The 21904-nt window shown below is 50.3% G+C and carries 16 protein-coding genes; 12 read left to right on the forward strand and 4 right to left on the reverse strand.

Annotated elements, in window-relative coordinates:
• The first annotated feature begins 467 nt into the window (after positions 1–467).
• The 12 genes from K1V27_RS18945 (at position 468) to K1V27_RS19000 (ending at position 12378) form a co-directional block, all read left to right on the forward strand.
• The gene (locus K1V27_RS18945) at positions 468–1298 is read left to right on the forward strand and encodes a ParA family protein (protein WP_258931621.1); all 831 of its coding nucleotides are present in this window, start codon (positions 468–470) and stop codon (positions 1296–1298) included.
• A gap of 3 nt (positions 1299–1301) precedes the next feature.
• Positions 1302–2570, forward strand: a complete 1269-nt coding sequence (locus tag K1V27_RS18950; RefSeq protein ID WP_258931622.1) for a MarR family transcriptional regulator — start codon at positions 1302–1304, stop codon at positions 2568–2570.
• A 629-nt stretch (positions 2571–3199) separates the two neighbouring features.
• Positions 3200–3754 (forward strand): single-stranded DNA-binding protein, encoded by a 555-nt coding sequence (locus K1V27_RS18955; protein ID WP_258931623.1) that lies wholly within the window; start codon positions 3200–3202, stop codon positions 3752–3754.
• A 96-nt stretch (positions 3755–3850) separates the two neighbouring features.
• Positions 3851–4942 (forward strand): class I SAM-dependent methyltransferase, encoded by a 1092-nt coding sequence (locus K1V27_RS18960; RefSeq protein ID WP_258931624.1) that lies wholly within the window; start codon positions 3851–3853, stop codon positions 4940–4942.
• The gene (locus K1V27_RS18965) at positions 4932–5516 is read left to right on the forward strand and encodes a hypothetical protein (protein ID WP_258931625.1); all 585 of its coding nucleotides are present in this window, start codon (positions 4932–4934) and stop codon (positions 5514–5516) included. Before K1V27_RS18960 ends, K1V27_RS18965 begins: the two co-directional genes overlap by 11 nt.
• A 102-nt stretch (positions 5517–5618) precedes the next feature.
• Complete coding sequence (locus K1V27_RS18970; RefSeq protein WP_258931626.1) at positions 5619–6359, forward strand: HD domain-containing protein; 741 nt, start codon at positions 5619–5621, stop codon at positions 6357–6359.
• An 81-nt stretch (positions 6360–6440) separates the two neighbouring features.
• Positions 6441–8714, forward strand: coding sequence for an SNF2-related protein (locus tag K1V27_RS18975; RefSeq protein ID WP_258931627.1), 2274 nt, complete (start codon positions 6441–6443; stop codon positions 8712–8714).
• A 110-nt stretch (positions 8715–8824) separates the two neighbouring features.
• Positions 8825–9235 (forward strand): single-stranded DNA-binding protein, encoded by a 411-nt coding sequence (locus K1V27_RS18980; RefSeq protein WP_258931628.1) that lies wholly within the window; start codon positions 8825–8827, stop codon positions 9233–9235.
• A gap of 113 nt (positions 9236–9348) precedes the next feature.
• Entirely contained in the window at positions 9349–10437 is a 1089-nt protein-coding gene (locus K1V27_RS18985; protein ID WP_258931629.1) for a hypothetical protein, read from the forward strand.
• Between the two features lie 8 nt (positions 10438–10445).
• Positions 10446–11201 carry a hypothetical protein gene (locus tag K1V27_RS18990; protein ID WP_258931630.1) on the forward strand — a complete coding sequence of 252 codons (756 nt, stop codon included), beginning with the start codon at positions 10446–10448 and terminating at the stop codon, positions 11199–11201.
• A 675-nt stretch (positions 11202–11876) separates the two neighbouring features.
• Positions 11877–12065 (forward strand): hypothetical protein, encoded by a 189-nt coding sequence (locus K1V27_RS18995; protein ID WP_258931631.1) that lies wholly within the window; start codon positions 11877–11879, stop codon positions 12063–12065.
• Positions 12066–12165: 100 nt separating this feature from the next.
• Entirely contained in the window at positions 12166–12378 is a 213-nt protein-coding gene (locus K1V27_RS19000; protein ID WP_258931632.1) for a hypothetical protein, read from the forward strand.
• A gap of 346 nt (positions 12379–12724) precedes the next feature.
• On the opposite strand, the gene K1V27_RS19005 is transcribed toward K1V27_RS19000, so the two are convergent.
• The 4 genes from K1V27_RS19005 to mads8 form a co-directional block, all read right to left on the reverse strand.
• A complete protein-coding gene (locus tag K1V27_RS19005; RefSeq protein ID WP_258931633.1) occupies positions 12725–13657 on the reverse strand; it encodes a nucleotidyl transferase AbiEii/AbiGii toxin family protein in 933 nt (310 codons plus the stop codon).
• The gene (locus K1V27_RS19010; RefSeq protein WP_258931634.1) at positions 13654–14256 is read right to left on the reverse strand and encodes a type IV toxin-antitoxin system AbiEi family antitoxin domain-containing protein; all 603 of its coding nucleotides are present in this window, start codon (positions 14254–14256) and stop codon (positions 13654–13656) included. Before K1V27_RS19010 ends, K1V27_RS19005 begins: the two co-directional genes overlap by 4 nt.
• Before the next feature lie 169 nt (positions 14257–14425).
• A complete protein-coding gene (locus K1V27_RS19015; protein ID WP_258931635.1) occupies positions 14426–16177 on the reverse strand; it encodes a UvrD-helicase domain-containing protein in 1752 nt (583 codons plus the stop codon).
• 113 nt (positions 16178–16290) lie between these two features.
• Positions 16291–21903 (reverse strand): methylation-associated defense system ATP-binding protein MAD8, encoded by a 5613-nt coding sequence (mads8, locus tag K1V27_RS19020; RefSeq protein ID WP_258931636.1) that lies wholly within the window; start codon positions 21901–21903, stop codon positions 16291–16293.
• Position 21904: the final 1 nt, after the last annotated feature.

A 21904-nucleotide genomic window follows, 5' to 3' on the forward strand; every position in this document is an offset into this window, starting at 1 on the left:
TGTTACTCGTGATGATGAGGCCGGCCCGCCCTCAACAGTGCACAAGGAGGCGGGAAAAGCTGCCGGCCACCTCGTGGGTGAGCCGCAAACAGCCAATGTCGTCTGTAGTAAGATGCCTTAAATTGACGGCGAGGCTGTGCTGTCCGGTGTTCATGAACTAAACCGGTTGATTGCCTGTTCTGCTTGAGATGAAGCGCCAGAAGTTGCCTCGAAATTTGGAAAAAACTGCATTTGGGAGCAGGTTTTTTTGTCCCGTTTGGTTGTACGAATTCTTTCGTTGCACATAAAAACGATATGACAAGAGTGATTCATCAATCGAGTCCTCTTGATGTGTCGCCCACGTGATTCTTGGCGTACCGGCCGAGAAAACATTTTGTAAGAACAAAACGTTGATATAGCAACATGTTACAGCAAATGCGAAAAATTAGGTGTTATAGATGTGTCAACCAAACACAAAGGAAATGCAAATGCAAAAGGGAGGAATCATAATCAGTATCAGTAATAATAAGGGCGGGGTCGGGAAAACCAGCGTTACCTGCAACCTGGCTGTTGCTCTGTCCAGATTGAAAAAACGGGTCTTGGTTGTGGACATGGACCATCAATGTAATGCCTCGGAGATACTGCGGATGGAAGGAGTGCCGCCAACAAACACAATCTATGAATTGCTGGACCCGGACTCAGGTCATGCCGGTAATGTTTCAGAATTCGTCTACCCATCCAGACAGTCGAACGTCGATTGCATCAGCAACATCGAAGAATCATCGGCTCTCGATATTCCCCTCGCAAAAGCATCTCCACAGTCCTTTACCATTCTCCGTGATAAAATCCGCAGGTTTTGTCTTAAAAGTTATGACTACACATTGATCGATAACCCGCCAAGCATAGGGCTGTGGCTGACTCTTTCCCTGTACGCAAGTGATTTCGCCTTGGTTCCGGTCGACGCCGGATCGGGAAACAGCCTCGATGGTCTGCGCCGTGTGCTGGAAATGATCAATGACATTCGCACTGCCGGAAATAGCGACTTAAAATTTCTTCGCCTGCTGGTTAATAGAGTGCACATGCGACTTTCAGTCAGCCGGCAGATTGTTAAATACCTGCAAGAACGTTTACCTGCCGACCAGTTATTCGACACCAATGTTCCAAGCAACACGGCTATTCAGAAAGCTGAGTTCATGAAACAGACAGTCTTTGAATACGAACCCACAAGTCGAGCCGCCTCGGCGTATCGACAGCTTGCTAAAGAACTTGTCACTATCACCAATGGAGCAAATACGCTGGAGCCTGCTGATAAGGAGTAACCGGTGGACGAGATGAAACGGCCCCGACGTAAGAAGTTCGGAGACCTGATTCGAGAGCTGGATGAGGAGAAAAGACTTTACCCGTCATTGGATGAGGCGGCTGAAAGCATTAAACGTCTCTCTGAATCATCGGAAGAACCAGCAGTAGTAATTCCAATCACTCAAGCTGGGTTGAAACAAGATAGTCAAGCGCCCGGACGGACACCCACTCGCTCACCCGCTCAGACATCCGGTCAAACACCCGATCGCTCAGCCAGTCAGTCGCTCACTCACCCAAACACCCACCCGCTCACTCAGTCAAACACTCACCCGGTCAGTCGCACACCCACTCGCACACCCGATCACTCAGTCAGTCACCCGGTCACACAGCCCCCGGTTCGCCCGAGGACCTTTGTCGACATCGAGATCACTAATCCGCTTGCTGCATTAACCGAAGCCCAGTTTAGAATACTGGCGACCATAATCGAGCACCCGACTCGCCGCCTATCCTATAAGGAACTATCTCAACTAACTGGAATAGCAAAGGAAACTGTTCGCGGTTCAGTTACTTCCATGTCTCGGCAAGGAATTCTTCAAAAGAAACCAGATCGGTTTGGGCGATTTCAAGGATTGAAGTTTTCCGTACCAGATACCATCATTTCCAATTATAAAACGGTCGAACACCCACTCAAACAGGCAGTCAGTCGCTCAGTCGGTCATACAGTCGCTCACTCATCCACTCGGTCACCCACCCACTCACCCACCCCAAACCACTCTATAGATGATGATTTTTTATGTAGTAATAGAAATCATCATCTAGACGACAACCAGTTGCACGACATGTACCCAAATCTTTGGAGTTTTGGATTTCGCTTCCATCACCTCGATCAGGTTGAATCCGCCTGGCGGATGAAGAAAATAGACTTGGAGCTTCTTAACGATTCACTCGAGATGGCCGATTGGGATGTAGAAAAACATCCCGACAAATTCCACACCGGAGCCTGCGCCTACGTTATTGCCTCTCTAAAAAGAGGTCCATACAGCAAACCGGCCGGCTTCAAGTTCCAACGGGAGATCGCCGCCGAAATGGCCAAGGCCGCCGATGAAAACGTAAAGCGGCTACATGAAGAATCGCTGCAGCTAAGGTTTATGCAATGGTGGGCCGAGCTTTCAGAGGATGAAAGAAAGCAGATCGATCATGAGTGCAAAGCGCATCTGGCGAATCGAGACGAGAATAAAAGTGAGATGCGCTTGAACTATTACAGGAAATCATGTCAGAGGCTCCACGGCTAAGGCCGGGGGACATGCGGATAAGCCAGACCGGCGCTGACCGGACAAGGCCACCAGCGACAGAGCTGACAGGGCTGTGTCATTCGGGTCATAAATCTTCCGTCGATAGTTGGATTGCCTCGAATTTAGGAAAAGAGTCCATTTCGGGGCTTCGTTTTGCATCCCACGTAGTTGAACGCTTTCGTTTCTTTCCCATAAAATCGAATCCACGTTCTTTGAAAACATATTTGAGGATTTGCGTTCGCTGTCCGTCCTCGCCTTACGCAGCGGGATGTCCGCTTGAGGGCATACCAGGCGGCAGTGAAAAAGCAGGATTGACCCCCATGTGTCGGGAAAAAAGCATGTCTCCCCCCCGCCATGGGAGAGTTGCATGCTTTTTCGCCCAAAAAGGAGAAGAAAGCATGCAGAAAGAGAAAGGAAAAAGTACAGCCAAGGGCGGTAACACCGTTGAATGCCCGCGGTGCTACCAGGAAGTAAACAGCAGCAACATGCGGTGTCCTCGATGCGGGTACTGCATCAGGTGCTGCGGATAAGTTTGCACCCGCAAACCCTAACGAGTGGGGGAGGAACATATCACCCTGCTCTAAAGGGGTAATCTCCCTCCCTCGGTCAAGAAGTGACGGAGGTGGTTTATGGTACGAACTAGAACGCATGCGACCGTCAGCATGCGGGCCGTTGTCAAGAATCCACCGGTCTTTCGGCGCACCCGCGATGGAGACCTGGTGAATCTGACTCTCAAGGTGAAGCAGGATTCGCAGGGAGGGGAATGGCTGGACTATGATGCGGTCGCATTCAACCAGGCGGTGGTTGCCAGGTGCCGCGCGCTCGAAGCGGGAATGCTGGTCTCCGTTTGGGGCCGTTTTCAGAGCTGGAAGCGAAAGGATCGGCATGGCTATGCAGTGAAGATCCGCATCGAGCGAATTGCTGTAGATGGCGGAAGATCTTTAGCCTCCGAGGTTTTTCACCATCGGCGAGAGCAAGAGAGACCCGAAAACGGGCCTTTGGCACGCTATGTGGCGTTAGTCGTTGAAGGAACGGCTGAAAAAGCCGAATTAGAAGCTGCTTATGCCCTGGTGCCGGAGAGCCAGCATTCTTTGATCCCGGCCGCGGTAAGATGCATGCAAGCTGTGGTGAAGCGAGAACGCGAACGTCGAAATACGACAGGCAAAATGGTTTCCCTCAGGTAACTACCCCAAAAAACACCCACCCCTCAGCGGGAAAGATGGTCGTCTCCTCCCGCAAGGGTCCGAGCTGTGCCGTCTTTCCGCAATGAAAGGAGAAAAATGGCACGGTTGGCAAGTCAATCAAAGTTGGGGTACTACCCCACTCCCTCAGAAGTAATCACACATCTCAGGAGATCGCTCAGGTTTGAAGCAGGTACTCGAATACTGGACCCGTGTTGTGGTTCAGGAGAAGCGCTTGAGCAGCTTACAACCGGTCTGCCCGTTAACACCTACGGGATAGAACTGGAGCAGAACAGGGTACTCGATGCTTCGAAAAGGCTGCATTCGGCACTTTGGGGCGACGCTCTAAGGGATGTACCTGTGGCATACAACCAGTTCGACCTCATATATCTCAACCCGCCTTATGATTTTGAAAATGGCGGGGACGAGAAGTCTCAAAGGTTGGAATTTCGCTTCCTCAGAAGATTTAAATCGTTCCTGGCTCGCAAGGGCCTCATGATCATGGCGTTTCCATTGAGTGCACTCAAATCTGAGGCACTCGTCGACCAAATTGCCAGATTCAAGGATCTGGAGATCTTTGCCTTTCCGGGCGAGCTGTACGAGGTATTCAAACAGCTCGTCATAGTTGGACGGAAGGATAGTTGCACTAAGGCTGCCTATGAAGAGCAAGCCAGGTATCTGGAGAAGATAGCCGGAATGCCTGCCGCCGAAGTTCCCGCAGTTGTCGGGACGACAGAGCGGCTGGCCTCGAAAGAATATAAGGTAGCCCTTGTCCGTGCGGAGCAGCAACCATTTCGGTTCGAGTCTTATCGACTTGATCCGGATACTGTGGACACCGCAAAATCGGGTGTACTGACAAAGGCATTGGCCTTTCTAGAACCACCCACAATGCAAAAATTCAGACCCCTCTCGTCTTTGCGTCAGGGCCATCTGGGTATGGTGGTCGTATCGGGACAGTGTAACGGTCTCCTGATTACCGACACCGATGAACACAGGGGCCGCATGCTGGTGCAAGGATACGTCAGAAGCTCTTCCAAAACCGTAGAAGAAAAGGAAGATGATGGAACAACGATCAGCCGCACCACACGGTCATATAAGGCCGGCCTCCGGGTGCTTTACGTGGACCAGGCGAAGATCGTAACCATTGCGCAAGGAGAAGATGAACAGGAGGAAACCTGCCATGCAGCATAGGGCAATCCATTCCAGCTATGTCCACGGTATCGTCACGTGTTACTCGGACGGATATATCCTGGATGCAAGCGGAGAGATCCTCTATCTGTCCATATTCGGCGGACAGATGGAGCTTAAGACGATAACCGCCCAAATCATGCAAGGGTGGCAGGTTAATGTCTATGAGGACTGCACCGACTGGCGATATGTTACACGGATCGCCAGAGGACGGAAATTTGTCAAACCATGGAACGCAAATATAGCTAATGTCGGCCATAAAGTGTTTTTCAGTTTGACCGATTTTACTCCGTGGAAAAATGAGTTTTCAGGGCCTTGCGCACTGGTGTTTGGCCGAGATCTTGAGCAGGCCAAAGAACGCCTGTTTCGGATTGTCAGAGCGATGTCCACAGTGCCACTGAGCCCGCAATGGTCGGACTGGCTGTGGTCGGTCTGTGAAGACTTGGAGTTTCAGAAGTTCGGAGAACAAGAGGAATTCAAGGTTTGTCGATATGCCTTTATACCGGATAACCTCGACGAGATCCTCCTCGATGACCTCCGGTCAGGAAGGCTCACCCTGAATCGAAAGGAATATTAGCAGGAACCAAAACATCTACCCACCCGAGGGGGCGGAGAGCTTCGCCCCCGAGAGGCTGCGGCGCGTTCTCTGTCTCCCTCTTTACGAAGGAGAAAAGAAAAGATGAGAATGCGCCGTTTCGGCCATACTGTTCCGAGTCCATTGACGTTTGCAAGAATCGCGGCAGAGTCAGGTGTGCCCGTGGATACCACGATGGTACACCTGGCGTACGCTGCTTTTCCCGTAACGAAAGTAAAAAAGGAAAATGTCCCCGGGGCGCTGTTCCGCGCGCTCATGAGCGATGCGCCGGCTCTTTTCTTTCAGGGCCTTGAGATGCTGGGGATCAACCTCTTCCCTGAAGTATCCCGCCTCAAAGGAATACCTCAGCCGAGAAGCCATTGCGGGTTGGATGTCTTCGATCACACTATGAAGGTCATCGAAAATACCCCACGTGAAATCATCCTGAGGTGGACCGCCATGTGCCACGACCTGGGAAAAGGACTTACCCCCCGAAGTCAGTGGCCGCATTTCATCGGGCACGACCGATTGGGCGCAGTCGAAGCTGCAAAGCTAGCGCGACGCCTGGGTGTGCCAAAGGATATAGCAGCAGCAGGTGTGTTGGCGGCTAATGCGCATATAGTGTCACTTTCGGCCACCACACTCCGACCGTGTACATTGGTCCGGCTCGTTCGCCGGCTTGAAGAAGAGTTTCCCGGTGGGGTGAAATACTTCTGCCAGTTTTTGCTGGCAGACGGCGGAAGTCGGAAGACCGCCGAGTATCTCTGCAAGGCGGCAGAAGCCATGGAAAGCCAAAAATATGAAACGGCCTGCCACGAAATAGCAGCGCTACATGATGCCAAGTGACCAATACCGACCCAACGGGGGAGGGCATGATATCCCCCCTGGGGGGAAAAGCATGCTCTCCCCAACCATCCAGGAGGGCTGATGAACTTCAAGGAATTTATTGAAACATATGCCTCGGAGTTGAAGCGGGTCATCATCGAGCATAACAGCCCGGTGTACGATCCAGACGACGAGGGCATTTGGGAACAGGAGAAACGTGAAAGGTTGAAAAGCCTTAAGCGAGCTCCTTTTCGAGCTCAAGCAAATGCAGTGATTGCCCTTGCAAAAGGGTTTCTAAAGCTGAATGAGCGAGGACTCATCCTGACGGCCGAGATGGGAACGGGCAAAACGATGATGGCAATCTGCGCTTCGTTTCTTGTCTGCGGCCCGAAGTCCCGAACGATCGTCATGTGTCCCGGCCATCTCGTGAAGAAGTGGATCCGGGAAATAAAAGAAACGGTGCCTCATGCGGTATGTGTCAACCTGAACCGCCCGGGGTTGCTTGATCTTTTCCGGTTGCACCGCACCAAACCGAGTACTCGCGAGTTCTATGTGATCGGCAAGGAACGGGCTAAGAACCACTTCCAGCGTGTGCGTGGAACGATGGAGAGGGAATACCTCACTGCAATTTGTCCGCGCTGCGGAAATGAGGCCGCGGAAGAGGTAAAAGCAAATATCCGCAAATGCCGTTGCGCAGAATGCGGCGAACCGTTGTGGCAAGCAGACCACAAAAGCAATCTTCGGCGGTTTGCCAAATCGGAGTGGGTCAAAAGATACCTTGGGAGGGGCTTCTTCGACTTTTTCATCGCCGATGAAGTTCACCAGTATAAATCCGGTAACTCGGCCCAGGGTCAGGCTTTTGCAAACTTCGTAAATGCTTCGAAGAAAACGCTTTGTCTGACCGGGACATTGATGGGCGGCTACTCGTCCAATCTTTTCTACCTCCTTTGGCGGCTTTGCCCGAGAAGAATGTCGAAACTGACCGGCACGGGATATTCGCACGTGCAGGCCTTCTCGGAGCGATACGGAGTCATCGAGGAGATTGTCAAGGAAGCGGAGAGCGCAAATGCGGCCTCCATCGGAACCAGAAGAAGGGTGACGGTGAAAGAGAGGCCGGGGATCTCCCCCTTAATCTTCACCGACATACTTCTTGAAATATCAATCTTCATGAGGCTGGAGGATGTAGCAACAGAGCTTCCTCCGTATAGAGAGCACGTAGTCACTGTCGATATGACGGAGGCACAGCGCGAAGAGTACATCGATTTCGAGAGGACTCTTCGCGAGGAGGTGCAAATGGCTCTTCGGGCCGGCAGCCGCTCTCTGCTTGGAGCTATGCTCCAAAGCCTGTTGGCGTACCCTGATGGGGCCAGGCGGGGTGAGATTGTGAGACACCCCTACAAGGTCTACCCGAATACCGGCGAGCCTTTGGTAATCGCAGCCGGGAGTGCACTTGATATTCCGATCCTGCCAAAAGAGGAAAAGCTCCTGGAAGTGCTGAAGGAGCAAAAAGCATTGGGGAGAAAGGTCATGGTGTGTCTGGAACATACAGGCACTCGGGATCTCATCCCCGACCTCATGGAAAGGATGGAGGAGGCAGGACTCAAGTTCCTGGTCCTGCGTCAGACCACAACTTCTGCGGAAAACCGGGAAGAGTGGTTAAAGTCGAGGATTCAGGATGGATATGATGGTCTTATCAGCAACCCCAGGTTGGTTGAAACCGGTCTGGACTTGTTGGAGTTCCCGACAATTCTCTTTTTCCAGACGGGATACTCGCCGTTCACGTTACGCCAAGCGAGCCGTCGATCCTGGCGTATAGGCCAGGATAAGCCGGTTGAGGTGTATTACCTGGCCTACAAAAACACGATGCAGGAGATGGCCTTAAGTCTTATGGCTACCAAAATGCAGGTGGCTCTTGCTGTCGAAGGGGATCTCTCGGACAAAGGATTAACCGCCTTGGCCGAGGGGGACACTTCGATGCTGGTCCAAATGGCCAAATCGTTAGTGGCAACCGAGAAAACAGTTTCGGTGGAAGATGCGTGGACGGAGTACACCAAAGCGGCCATGAAAGCGGAAATGCCGCTCGGCGATAAAGATAAGGTATCGATTACGGTCAACAATGGCATTCGCGAAATTGCCGTTACCTTCGATTACGTTCCCTGCGGAACCGTGAAAGTCCACAAAGGCTACGCTGTGGCCACCGTAGATGGAAAACAGTACCTGTTCCGGAACTGTCGCATTCTGGATGGAACCAAGGTGGTAGGAAACTACGACCGTAGTATGCGGGGAACACTCAACGAAAAGAGTTTCTTCCTGAAATCGGCCGGACTGCCGGGAGTATACCAGTTGCTGCAGGAAAGGGAAGTCGAAGCGGCCTGAAAAGGCTTAGGTGCAAGCTATTTTGCACAAAAAAACCAAACGTAATGGGGAGGAAAGTTTCGCCACTGGAGGCAATACTTCGTCCTCAGTCAACGCAAGAAGGAGAAAAAATGAGCAGATCACTGAATAAAGTCACGTTGCTGGGTCATCTCGGAGCAGATCCGGACATGCGATACACAGACGGCGGGACAGCGATAGCAAGATTTTCGCTCGCGACCAGTGAAAGTGTGCAGGCGGGCGAAGGAAACTGGGAACCTCGAACCGCATGGCACCGAGTCGTTGCCTTTGGTAAGCACGCGGAGAACTGCAGCCAATACCTCAAAAAGGGCTCTCAGGTCTGGCTTGAAGGAAAGCTGCAAACGCGGCAGTGGGAAGATTCGAAGGGAGTGCAACGGTGGAGCACGGAGATTGCCTTGAGGGATATTATCTTTCTTAAAGGCGGAAATGCGAGCGAAAATAGCGCCACCGCACCTGAGGATGCCAAGTCAACCGGGTCCCCGGAAGAAGACATCCCATTTTAGGACATAAGAGTCGAACAGTGAGAAATATACCCTTTCGTGGGGGACGTATGCGGCCCCCCACGGGGAGACCTTCATGCATATGCTTTCTCACGTTGGGATTCCGGGAGGAGCGTATGTTTGATGAACTGTTGTTTGAGGCCCTTTCAAGGCCAAAAACTGACATCGGAGATCGAAAACGGATAGTCGGGAGCAGTGACCTCGTGTGCGCGTTCAAGGCTTACCACTCAAAGGTCAACCCGAAAAAAAGGGCGCTCAAGGATCTCTTGATCTTTTCTCGTGGAGACGGAAGAGAGCAGACCATCCGGGAAGCGATGATGTGGCTTCACCAGAAGGGCAAGTTGGGAAAGAACACTGAGATGATATCCCAACTTGAGCTCAAGCACATAGATTATCCAGCATTCATGGCCCATTTGGATATCACACTTATGAACCAGAGGGTGATGTCTATTGTGGAAGTCAAATCGACGATGAACTTGCCCGAAACACTTTATCCCGGCTGGTTCTACCAGGGGACGTTCCAGGTAGGACTGGCGAAGATGGCGTACCCGGACAAAATTATTCGCTGCACGATTCTTGCGGTGGATGAAGCTAAGGGAAAACACCGGAAATATATATGCGATGTCGACTGGCAGTTCGATCATCTCGTTTTCAACGAGTTGGTCGAAAAGGCTAAGAAGATCCATGCGGCAGTTCGAGCCAATGACCCGAGTGGAGTGCAGCCGGAACCCTCGCTGCTTTGCTCCAAGTGCGAGTATGCAGCAGAATGCCCAGCGATCTGGCCCGACACACGGCAGCCTCTGGATCTCAGTTCGCATGAAGATTCAATTGCTGAGTACGCAACTGTTAATGACACATACAACAAAGCGAAAAAGAGGCGCGAAGCCATCAAAAATCAGCTCGAGTTCTTTGTTCACCGGGTATCGGGAGACGCGGCAAATACAGCCAAGACGCTCTTCGGGCAATCACATGGGTTTGACGTTAAGCTGCAGGCTCGAGAACAGTTTCGTGTTTCCTCTGACAAGCTGAAAGAGAAGTACCCCGAGGTCTACGCGGACGAAGAGATCTGGGACAAGTCGTCTTACTCTTTTCTGACCGTGAAAGCTCGTAAGGACTTTAATGAGCGTCTTGAAGAAGAGAAGCCTTCACAGACAAAGGGCAAAAAGAAAGTAGCCCAGCAGCCAGTGGTGGAAAAAGCCGCATAGCAGACCAGTTGAGTAGAATATCAAAACAGATCCCACGAGGGGATGCAGCATTGCCCCTTTTGTGGGGCGATCTGTATCTCCTCAAAAGCGAGGAGAACTCAATGGTAGAAATAGAAGACAAAAACGGAAACCTTAAGGCTTATGAAACTGTGGCTGAACGTGTGAGGAAATTCCGGGAAAAACACCCGATTTCCTCCGGGTGGAGGCTTCTAACAGAGGTTTCTTTCCCCTTCGATAAGACAGTGCTTTGCCGCGCAACAATCGTCGACCCGAATGGACAGACCATCGCTACTGGAACAGCAGAAGAGATCCGGGGCCTTGGCTATGTCAACAAGATTTCCGCAGTGGAAAACGCAGAGACCTCCGCAATCGGAAGGGTCCTTTTTGCGGCCGGTTTTGGCGGAGGCGAGTTCGCCTCGGCGGATGAACTGCTTGCCGCGATAAAACGGCAGGAGGAAATCGCAAAAGAGGTAGAGAAAACCAAGGGCCACGGTGCGAATGGAAACGGGCGGAAAAGCAGTCCAGACACTGGGGCTTCAGGTGGTGGCAACGGCGCTCAACGCGCCGGCGGTCCAACACGGTCTAAGACGGTTGCACTTCCATCGCTCCCGGGGATAACGTATGAGCGGAGCGGCGGCAATCTGGTTGCCAGGGAGAGTCAAAAAGGTGCTACTTTCACGTATAAGAAGCAACTTTCAGCAGCCGGCTTCTCTTATTCACTGATGGATGGGGCCGGCAAGAAGTGCTGGTGGAAAGCAGCTTAGTTTGACTTAAAGACCATCAAATAAGGGAACCGTCCACCGTTTTGCGGCTGGACGGTTTTTTTTGCTCAAAACTCGCCGGATGGAATCCTCATCAGTAATTTTTCGCCTTCTTTTTCCAACCCTATTTGCCTCTTTTTTAAGAAAATACTCTATTCCCGGCCATGAAATTACACCCCACGCGGTTGAGCGGTTTTCTTGCTTTCGAATAAGATATTCGCATGTAACACAAAACCCCTGACTGAGGCCTTAAAGGCCAAATGTTCTTTCCCCCTTGTCCCCCCTTCTGGAGGCCACCCCTCCTCCTTGAGGGGGGACATCTATATCCGTTCAAAAACCTGATTAAATGTCGCTTTCCATGCAGCGGGGTCAGATATTGCCTCGAAATTAAAAAAAGAATGTATTTCGGGACTTCGTTTTACATCCCACACAGTTGAAGACTTTTCAGCCTCTCCCATAAAATCGAAACCACGTTCTTTGAAAATCTATTTTTGTATTGGCGTTCGACTGTCGCTCCCGGGTTACGCACCGGGATGCTCGCTTGGGAGCATATAAGGCGGCAGCGAAATCAGACCCCTGGACGGGGAGGAATGGATAAGTTGCCATTTCCCCCTCTGAGGGGAGTTGTGCGGCCTGCCATGGCTCTCCCTCCAAAAAGAAGGAGAAAGGTAGGCCAGAATGAAATCGGCAAAACAAAAGAGAGAGCTCATTACCAGTGATGAGCTATTGGAACGGTTGAAGGGTTTAAAAATCAAATTGGACTGCGGTCATTGTTGCACAGTGGGCCATCAGTTGGCCAATACGCTGGTGGTCACCTCCACGGGTGGCGGGAAAATCAGAACGTACTGCCACGAATGCTACAACTGATGCCGTTCAGTTCTTTTTGAAGCCAGTAACCCCAAGGCGGGGGAAAGACGATCCCCGCAGCAAGGGTGCGCCTTTCTCCTGCGCCATCAAAGGAGACAAGATGACCCCGGTTGCCGATGTGTCTGATATGATAATCAATGAAACAATGTATAATGAAAAAGAGCGTGAATACCTAATGAACCTTATCGATGAGGCACTCAAGCAAGAATCCGCGCACGGTTCCTCGGAAGACCTCAGCAACGAGGATGGCGAAGTCTTCTGCATCGACGAGGATGAATTAAAGCCTCTCGAGAGGCTCTTGGTGATAAGATAAACATAAATGGCAAAGATAGTGAAAGGGGGAAGCGTCCAACGCCTTCCTCTTTTTTTTTGCGAGTGCAGTCTACTTAGGACGGCGACTGTCAGATTTACGATTTGAAACGACGGAAATGGAACCTTGAAATTTTGAGCGAACGCGCCACAAATTCCCTTATTCCGTCAGATTGTGGAGGATCTATTACTTCTCGCTAGTATTCGTTTAAGAACCGGGGGCGGTCAAAGATCCCGAACGGCGCGAGTTGGTGGTCAAATGGCTGGCCCCCAATTCCAATCAAGCTTGAAGAGACAAAGGATCTGCTTTCGATCATTCGCCGGCTGTTTGTTATGGACGAAAGTGTGCATCAAGCCATCACGCCGGGCTTCCAAGGACCGGAAGCGGACCAAATCAGGTTGAATTCCGCACCTTCTTGAATGCAAAGAACTGGGGGCATAAGGAAATCTCTCAAGAACGCGGTGACATTCGGGAAAGATAGCTTCTCTGTCGACAAGCGATTTTTGTGTAAGAAAGCATCCCACTGGGTTGCCTTTGCGCGGTCCTGTGAGAAGGAATTCGTGAGTGCCAGTGGATCTTCCGCGGGCAAGTTTGTGCGCCGCCGCTCAAACGTCGCCGCAATTGCCCGGCTGAGCAGCAGGCCGTCAAAGTCAAACTCGCGCGCGAGCGTCCAAATGTCGTAGAAATCTTTCATCCGGCTGTTGGCAATTCCCAGCATGACCATCGCCTGGAATTTTTCTGAAACGACCGAATATCGAGAATATGCCAGAACTTGTGGTGGCGGCAGGTCAAGAATCGTTGGATAGCGAACTTCTTCAGGAGCCGGCACGACAGCATCTCCAAATGCCACATCAACCTGCAGGGGAAGCATCGCGCCGGCAAGAGTTGCTGTCATCCGGATTCGCACTCCATGATACTCGTTCTCTCCTCTGATCTCAGCGCCACGAACGCTTTCTTTCATGAACGCGAGGCCATCTTCTTCAACAGGGATTTCGCACAGGGCACGAAAGGTCTCTGTGAGGTGTTCGATATCGTACTGACCAAAGGCGAGCAGATCCAGGTCCCTCGTAGGCCGGTATGGAGCATCATAGCAGAGGGTGAATAGCATCGCGCCTTTGAGCAAAAACCTTGTCCTCCATTGAGATTGGCCTATCCGGTACAACAGCCGTTCCAGAGCGTAGCGGGTCAATACCAGATCGAAAGCTTCGGATTTTTTCCTGGCAAGATCGAGAAGGCGCTGACGGATGGATGCCGCGAAGTTGCGAGGTTGATTCTGAGTCAAGGCAGCGACTCCAGATAGGGCCTCATCACATTGGCAACACGGCACATCTTGGCATAGTGCCAAAGATCATCCATCACGCATCGCCGCTCTAGCCAGCATTCTCGAAGAGCTTCCAGCGCTACATCGAGACCAATCTTGTTACGATATTTGAAGCAGTCGGCAACTGTCTTGGCTGGATTATAGACCTTTATTGTGACACCCTGGATGAGATGCTCTTCAATTCCGGAGCGAAGGGAATCCCCCGAGAAACGCACGATATGCAGCGGAAGACCGTCCCCTTTTGGCTTTCTCGCCTTGACATCAATGGCCATCCAAACTTGGAATGGCGCCTGCGTGGTCAGTCCGTGAAAACGAAGAGCCGAGAGCAGACAAATCACACCTTGGGGGATTCTCTTACCGGCCTCCGCCAGACTATAGTGTTCGCTGATGTCAGCATCCGCCAGAGTGTAGAGGCCTCTTCCCACTCGCTGCACCACGCCTTTGCGGTACAGCCTCATGAGGTATTCGCGAGGGATGCCATGAGGATCGAGATCTTTCGGACGGAAAATCCCAGCTTTTCTGACAAGTTCGATGACCCGTTCAGTTCCTTTTGAGGGCATTTTAGGCTCTCACACTCTGTTACTATATGTAGGTTATTCTCAGTAAGTACCGACATTATGTAACTCAATCTGCACAAGGAGTCAACCCATTAGGCTATCGGCAACAATTCAAAAGCTGCTCCAGCCAAAATTTTTCTCAGCTTACAACCACGAGAAAGAGAGCACGAAGCTATAGTTTCAACTCTGAGAGTCGCAGCCAAATCCTTGCCGGCTGGTTCTCAAGGTCCACAAGGCATTCGGTTTCAGAAATCTCAATGACCTTGCCCGGCCCGTGAGGCGTTTGAAGTCCTTCGCCCAACTTGATGGACCGCCGGATTGCTGCAGGTTTGGGTTTCCTTTCGATCCCAGATCTGTCTGGTAATCGTTGATGCTCGCCGGTTCCGAAATTTTTGCGGCCGCTTGCAGTCAACCCAGATTGCTTCGATAGAGTTTTTTTTGCCAGAGTCCGCAAATGGTTCCTCCATCGGCTGCTCAACAAGGTCTGGAAGACAGGTGGCAAGTGGAGGTGACTGCCGGCGCGGGTGAAGCCCACATAAGCCACATTGACTTCTTCGTCGAATTGCTCCTTATCGCCATCCGCTGCCGCGGCAAGCGTTTCGGCGACATCGGTTTCGATATAGACCTCATCATATTCCTGCCCTTTTGCAGAATGTACAGTTGAGAGGACCACACCATCCTGAATTTCAGTGCCGTTTCTGCTGCGCGAAATATCAGACATTTCAAAAACCACCGAAGGGAATGAATCGTCGCCATATCTTTTGACTATTTGATACATTCCCAGCAGTTGAAAATCATTCATAGTCTCCGCGTAGTCCCGCAACTGAGAAAGCGATTCGAAAGAGCCGATAAGCGTATCCCTGATCTTGCTTCTTTCTTCCCGCGACAGCCAGTAAAGGTCAAGGGTCCGAAACAAAACAGAGTGGAGATCTCGCTCAAAGCGAAAGGCTTTCCTCTCGGCCCGCATTCGCATGGCGCCGGCAAAGAGGGCCAGATTGGTGCGGCTCAAAATCGCACAGCTGGCGTCTTTTTGCCTGAATGGGATTCTTGACGAGACAGAAACATTCGAGGACTTTTCGGGGTTTCCTGCAATTCTAAATATGCGATCTTGTTTTGCCTCGCCAATGAATATGCTGGCGAGATCAGCAATTGCAGTGCCGAATCTAAAGCTCAATGTCAGCTGCAATTCCTGATCACAGGGGAGTCTTCGCATGGCATCCATTGCATAGCGAAAGCTATAGATTTGCTGGTGGGTGTCTCCCACGAGGACGATGCGGCTGCGGCATTGTTTCAGAGCATCGAGCATGACCGGAGAAAGATCCTGGGCTTCATCTACCAGGACCATATCATACCGGTTGAGCTCTCTTTGAAACGCCCCCGAACGGTGGAAGAGCTTCAGGTAGAAATCATGTGGGCAATTTTTTTCTCGACGATTCCATGCAGTCGCGATTTCCCTGCAGGTTCGAATGACTTTTTCGGTGTGCTTTTCAAAAATCACCGCCGCATCCTTTGGGAGGTATTTAACAAAGGATTCCGGTGCATCTTCGAGTTTCCTAAAAGGAGAATTCAAAAAATAGGTTAGAAACTGATGGCTCATTGCAGCGAGTAGGTGCGCTACCCTGCTCCTCCCGAACGCAGGCAGCATATCGGCGACAGAGAAAGCACCGAGGTTTTCTTTCCATTTACGACCTTCGTGCTGGAAGGCGAAAGAGTGGACGGTGTGGGCACGAACATTCGCCGGGAACCTTTGCCGGGCTGTCTCCCTGGCTTTACTATTGAACACCAAATAAAGGATTTTTTGATGCCGGTTTTTCTCTGAAAGCATCACCAGAGTCGTTGTCTTACCCGTTCCTGCTCTTGCGTTGATTCGAATTATGCGACCATTGGCATCAAGAATGGCTTCTTGCTCATCTGTAGGTTTCACGCGGGACCTCAAGAACTCCTAAAAGGCTAAGGATGGCTGCCTGGACATGTTTAGCTATTCTGTTCAGTTATTTGTGATACCTTCCTGGTATTTCTCTACAGAATCCATTCCGACTAGGAGTCCACCGCCTTCTGGGTGCTTCCTCCATGTAATGTCACTCGCGGTCGGGTTTTTACTTTGATGGCCTTTTGGGTCCAGTCCGTGTGTGTCGCCTTATTCGCCCAAACAAATGCCTCACCCGGTTGTAGCGATGCCAACTGGGTCGCCGTTAGATCATTGAGGGCAACGACTGATTTCTGTATGTGTCTCAGCCATGCAGGGGAATTGAATCGATGCAGGATGAGAACCGAGCTCAGTTCAATCACTGCATTCGGAAGTGACGGTGGATCTTGTGAGGCGATAAGCATGGTGACACCCTGATGGCGCATTTGCCGAATCACCTCGACTACATGGGAAGTTAGGTCTGAGTGAGTTATGTATTTATGGGCCTCATCGAACACAATTAGCTTATTGAAAAGACCTCCGTCTTTTGTTCGAGCCCCGGCAAAGATATTCAGCATGACCACAAAGAGACCGAGGGCCTGGTCTTTTTCTATGAACTCATCACGTAAATCCACAATTACAATTCGACCTGGCTTTAGGAATTCGCGCAGCCTGCACGAATCATCAATGAATTGGGCGGCTAATTCCAAGCGATTGTGGGCGTAATCTTTTTGTGCATCGCTCAATCCAGAACTATCAACTTCGTTGCGGATATATTCTAGACTCAGCTTGTCTCTTCCCTTTTTCATAATCATGTTGAGGTGCTGAATATACATGGCCTGGTTCCCCAATGCTCCCATGAGGAATTTCCAATCTTTTATGGACAATTCCTTACTTGAGAAGGCGATGGGGGCGACTGTGAGTTCGGGATATTGCCGCTTGCGGTCGCTTATCTTGTCGGCCGGAGCCAGTAAAACGATGTCTTCAATAGCATCCGGTTTTGCCCCATAGACTTTTTCGAGAAGATCAACTTCGCTGCTGTTATCGTTTTTGTGCCGCATGCTGACGAATTCAGGAGGATAGTCTTCGCTTTCGTGAAAATGGAAGATAACGCTTGCCAGAGGACTCGGCAGACTGTTTATTTTGTGGATATTCTTTACAGCCATTTCGACGATTGTTCCCAGTGTGTAGCTTTTGCCTGCCCCCGGGACTCCGAATAAGCTGATGGTGTTGCAGCCATTGAGATCAAGAGCGATCATCCGATTATTTGGCGCGATTCCCAAGAGACCATACTGCGGACTCTCTTCCGAGTCTCCCAAGAGATCAGCAAAATGAGGAGGCACAATTTCCTGTGGAACCTGCTCTAGACTATTGGCTTTCCCAGCTTTTTCTACCCCATTCCCCAGTCCATTCGGCGAGGAGGATGCATCGATATTTTCAGGAAGAACCTTGTGTTGATCGATACCTGGTTTCATAGTTGGAGTTAAATTCTCCCCTTCTTCCTTCGCTGACCCAACAATCTCGGGCTGGTCTCCAACAGCACCCGGTTCTTCATTTCCAAGTTCCTGGCTGTCCGAAGTACTCTTGAGTTTCTCATCAGCTAATTCACTACCAGTAACAGTGGCGCTTTTTTCTTCTTCCCGAGATTCTACCTTAGCTGCCTTTTTTGGGTGCACGCGCCTATGCTTCGTAATGGTAGCCCTCAGCAGTTGCAGATCGGGAGTAAGCGGAGTCCTCCTGGTGACCTCTCTTTCTTCTTCCGGCGCAGTGAAACTGGTAAACAAATCTTGAATCACTTTTCTGCCCACACGAATGAACACCAGGTCTTCAGCCTCTTGAGACTGAATTACCCCCTCTTGATCCCCATCGAATTCGAAAATCAAACCCACCCTGTTAAAGATAAGTTTATGCCGACCGTGCAGGGACGAGAGAAAGCTGAGGCTGCTCAAGAAAGTCTCTTCACCGATCAAATGGTACCTTTGGGCTCTGTCCAGATAAAATCCGAGAAATTCACAGAGCTGCTGGTCTTTTAAAGGTCTGTCAAGGCGATCCGGTATTCGAAGCGAGGGGTCATAGTGGTACTGCAGGCATGAAACCGTTTTGTCCATTTGGTCGGTCATCTTGGCCTTTAAACTGTTCAAAGCCTCACCATCACCTACATGCTGTCTGCACTTAACCTCAACCACTTGCAGGTTTATGGTTTCTAGCCCCTTGTCACAAGAAACGATAAGCAAATCAGCACGTTCTGCGGTGATCTGATCGTCATTGGCAGCCTTTGCCGCTTCAAAAAGATCTTGGTGAGGGTCTAGCGGAATAATAAAATGATCCTTGAGGACACTAAGCCTCTCCAAAAGCATCCTCGACAGTCCCAAGCCGATGGTTTCAAGTGCCTTGTTGGGGCTCGATATAGATTGCATTATGACGACACCCGATACCGATCTAAGTATCTCGAGAAAACGAAGGATTGAGCCCGTGCCTTCCGATCGCATAAGGCCTAGCTTGGTCAGGAGCGGAAGAAATAAACCCATGATCTCTGAGGCCGGCCGAGTCGTAACAAAAAGTGGAGCCTTCTCGATTCCTGAACCCGGTGAGTAATCCAATAAATATGGAATGCAGTCTTCGTCTCCTGGTGCATCGTAGAAGTCCACCCCCATATTTTCATCGATGGTGATGACCCAATCACTGTATTTATGAATCTGATACAGTAATGTTCTTTGGGTGTCGTTGATAAGCAGTGACAACGCTGGTGAATCTTCCGTCCAGCGCCCAGCCAATGCAATAGCCACAAGCGACTGGTTTTTGCCCAACGCGTCTACGAGAATCTTCGTCATAGAATCGTCATCGGATATTGGCACCGGTTCATTCAATCGAAGGCAATGGCTCCAACCATGGACTCCTTGATCGGAGGTAAGCACACTATTTGCAGGTCGAACTACAAGACCAAAACAAAAGATAGAAGGCTGGCCAGATTCAGACATCTTTTCAAGTCGGACGTCTACCGGCAAGACCTCAATCATGAAACTCACATGCGCGGGGTAGTCCTCAGGGCTATTTTGATATTCCGATATGGTGCTTCTGCTAAAACGGATTTTGGGAAACAGCGCATTATCTGAGGGAACTGTAAATACATCCGCCTCTTCGCTCACATTTCTGGATGGATTGAGAAAGTCATCAAAAGCACCGCCTGCGGCTTTCAATCGATCTTCCGATGCAAACAGCCTTATTTCATATCTAAGGTTCGCAAATGCAGTTTCGCGCTGAAGGTACTTCAGACATTCCACGAGTTTGCGGCCATCTCCTGGATTGAACACATTGATATGCAAAACTTCGACATAGGGATGCTGAATCAAGAACCTGCGGATTTGCCGATAAATGCTTTCAGGAGAAAAGCCTACCAGGTCTCGAAGCGAATTAGGGATGCCCAACAGATTTTGGATCTGCCCAAACAAGGCCCGGTCAATGATCGTTTGATCACCGGCAGTGTTGATAAAAGGAACCGGAAGATAGCCGGCCCAGCCTGGAGATAATTCCCCCGCATAATAGTAGGACCTCAGGTTTGCGCCGTGCAAGACCAGAGGATGATTGGTGGGATACAGATCCCCCAGGAATAAGCTCTGTACTTCTTTAGTCCACAAAGCGGCTGGATTTGATTCGGAAATACTCTTTTCTTCCCAATCCATGCAGGTCCTCTGCAACTGTAAGAACCAAGCCAGCTTAAGTGGATGCAGCGGCGTTAGCACAAAAACATATTGCCTGTAGCCTGCAGACGAAGGAACAATTAATTCTGCGTGGTCCAGTAATTGAAGTTTCCTGATGGTATCGAGAAGTCTTTCATCAACATTCACTTTAGCTTCTGGAAGCAAGGAATCCATCCATTGGTCATAGGCTGCTAGATAGATTTCAATCTCGTTGGCCATGCTGATAAAATCACATGTCTCAACAATGCCAAGGCCCTGACCGCTATCATCTTTGACACTCTCCAGGATAGCCTGGAACACGTTCTTCCGAGCTGTCAGAAAGCTGTCAGGAGCTGATTGAGCAAGCTGGTTATCTCGAAGATGCGCCTTTCCAGAATGGATTTCTCCCGTCGAGCTGAAATCCATCCGGAATGTCCCCAATTTATCCGGAGCTCTCAAAATTTGCAGGGAGAGTTCACGAAGTGCGGTAGCCATTGGGATGACATACTGGTGACGCACATCATTGAATCTTACTTCCAAAGCAGATTCTTTACCTTTTCCTTTTCCCTGGTCGACCCAAAAAGCCTCTTCAATCTTTATGTTTTTGATGTCTTTGTACTGCTTGGCTTTCAGGTAGTCCTGATGCGCCTTGAAAAGCGCCTGAAAAAGACTTGCTGCCTTTTGCCGCTTGCCCAGATTTTCCTCAGGTGGCTCAGGTGGATCTTCTGGATCGGTTTTTTCCACCTCGAAAGTAAAATCCTCAGAATCGCAGGTCAGTTTCCCATTTAGATCATCGCGGGAGGCGTTCTCTTCGCCTAATTCCTTTATGCGGCGTTCCCACTCTTCCTGAAGACGGGGATCTTGAAAGGCGTCTTTTTGATTGAGAACCACTCCCGCCTCGTCCAGAGCGAGCACTCGGAAAAAATAGGTTCCTTCGGCCAATTCAGCAGGACTCAAAGCAACTTGTTTGCTGCGTGAAGCGGTCTTTCCTGGAGATTTCTTGAACTTCAGCAGGGTATTGACATATTCGATTATTCCCTGATCTCCGGTTCTCATGATTTGGATGCGAAAATGAGTGAGGCTGTTGACTTCCATCGGTCCAGGTTTTGTTAAGAATCCGATAGTAACCTTAGCATCCCGGTTTTCTTTAGTAACGACCCTTTTGTTCGTATCCCCGGGCTGTCTCGGAACAATTTGCTTCCCTTTGAGAGGATGGACAAAAAGCTCGAGTTCTTGAGGAGGACGCAAGTCCAGAAATTTCCAATTTTCCAAGTCCAGGTGCTGCCAGTTGGCATCTTCCGCAATCATGCGCCCCCACCCGCGGACATCTTCAGCCTGGGCTTGAGAACTCAGTAGATCAAAAAGGGGCTTTTGAATATTGTTCCCTTCAATCTGAAGGGCTGCGATCCTGGAAATGAGCGGCTGTCGTTCATCTTTAAGACACTCAACCGCCATAGCGTTTTGGTGCAGCCTTTGTTCCAGAATGTCCAGATTCTTTGCAAGCAAACTGTCGGGAATAAGTCCTAGGTGACAGAGACACTTCCCCCATGATTCCAGTGAGTAACTGTTCTGTCGGCACGCTAGCAAATAGGAAGCCCAGTCAGAGAAATGCACGCGGACGAGAGTTCTATCCAAGAAGTCTTTAATCCTCAAAAAGAGCTTTCTCGAAGGTTCCGGAAGCTCCTCTTGAAGCTTTTTGACGACCATAAGAGGAAAGCTTCCCACCTCAAGTTGTTTGAAAGTTGCTCGATCGAATGAATCTTCCGCTGCGGTGCGCAGATTGGATGGTATGAGAACCAGCAATGGGTGTGATTTCTCTGCTGAATTGCGCAGTTCAATGAGCTTAGTGGCAGAAACCTGATAAGGTTCTTTCGGATTATTGGAAAGCAGCACAATTTTTGCTCCGTTCACCTCACTCTGAAGTGCACGGCAGACACTGTCTAAAACATTGTGGGGTAAACCCTCCAGGCGCAGGCAATGTCCGGGTTCTGCAGTCTGTAACAATTGGGATAAGCTGACCGTAATAATTTCAGCCAAAAGCTGCTGATAAGTAGTCGTACCTTCCATA

The sequence above is a fragment of the Desulfoferrobacter suflitae genome, from assembly GCF_022603395.1.
In the GTDB taxonomy this organism is placed as follows: domain Bacteria; phylum Desulfobacterota; class Syntrophobacteria; order Syntrophobacterales; family Syntrophobacteraceae; genus Desulfoferrobacter; species Desulfoferrobacter suflitae.

Excerpts from the sequence above, each read along its gene's own strand:
- mads8 (WP_258931636.1), bottom strand. The coding sequence starts at position 21,903 with ATGGAAGGTACGACTACTTATCAGCAGCTTTTGGCTGAAATTATTACG.
- K1V27_RS19000 (WP_258931632.1), top strand. The coding sequence starts at position 12,166 with ATGACCCCGGTTGCCGATGTGTCTGATATGATAATCAATGAAACAATG.
- K1V27_RS19010 (WP_258931634.1), bottom strand. The coding sequence starts at position 14,256 with ATGCCCTCAAAAGGAACTGAACGGGTCATCGAACTTGTCAGAAAAGCT.
- K1V27_RS18985 (WP_258931629.1), top strand. The coding sequence starts at position 9,349 with ATGTTTGATGAACTGTTGTTTGAGGCCCTTTCAAGGCCAAAAACTGAC.
- K1V27_RS18995 (WP_258931631.1), top strand. The coding sequence starts at position 11,877 with ATGAAATCGGCAAAACAAAAGAGAGAGCTCATTACCAGTGATGAGCTA.
- K1V27_RS18970 (WP_258931626.1), top strand. The coding sequence starts at position 5,619 with ATGAGAATGCGCCGTTTCGGCCATACTGTTCCGAGTCCATTGACGTTT.
- K1V27_RS18955 (WP_258931623.1), top strand. The coding sequence starts at position 3,200 with ATGGTACGAACTAGAACGCATGCGACCGTCAGCATGCGGGCCGTTGTC.
- K1V27_RS18945 (WP_258931621.1), top strand. The coding sequence starts at position 468 with ATGCAAAAGGGAGGAATCATAATCAGTATCAGTAATAATAAGGGCGGG.
- K1V27_RS18980 (WP_258931628.1), top strand. The coding sequence starts at position 8,825 with ATGAGCAGATCACTGAATAAAGTCACGTTGCTGGGTCATCTCGGAGCA.
- K1V27_RS18975 (WP_258931627.1), top strand. The coding sequence starts at position 6,441 with ATGAACTTCAAGGAATTTATTGAAACATATGCCTCGGAGTTGAAGCGG.
- K1V27_RS18965 (WP_258931625.1), top strand. The coding sequence starts at position 4,932 with ATGCAGCATAGGGCAATCCATTCCAGCTATGTCCACGGTATCGTCACG.
- K1V27_RS18960 (WP_258931624.1), top strand. The coding sequence starts at position 3,851 with ATGGCACGGTTGGCAAGTCAATCAAAGTTGGGGTACTACCCCACTCCC.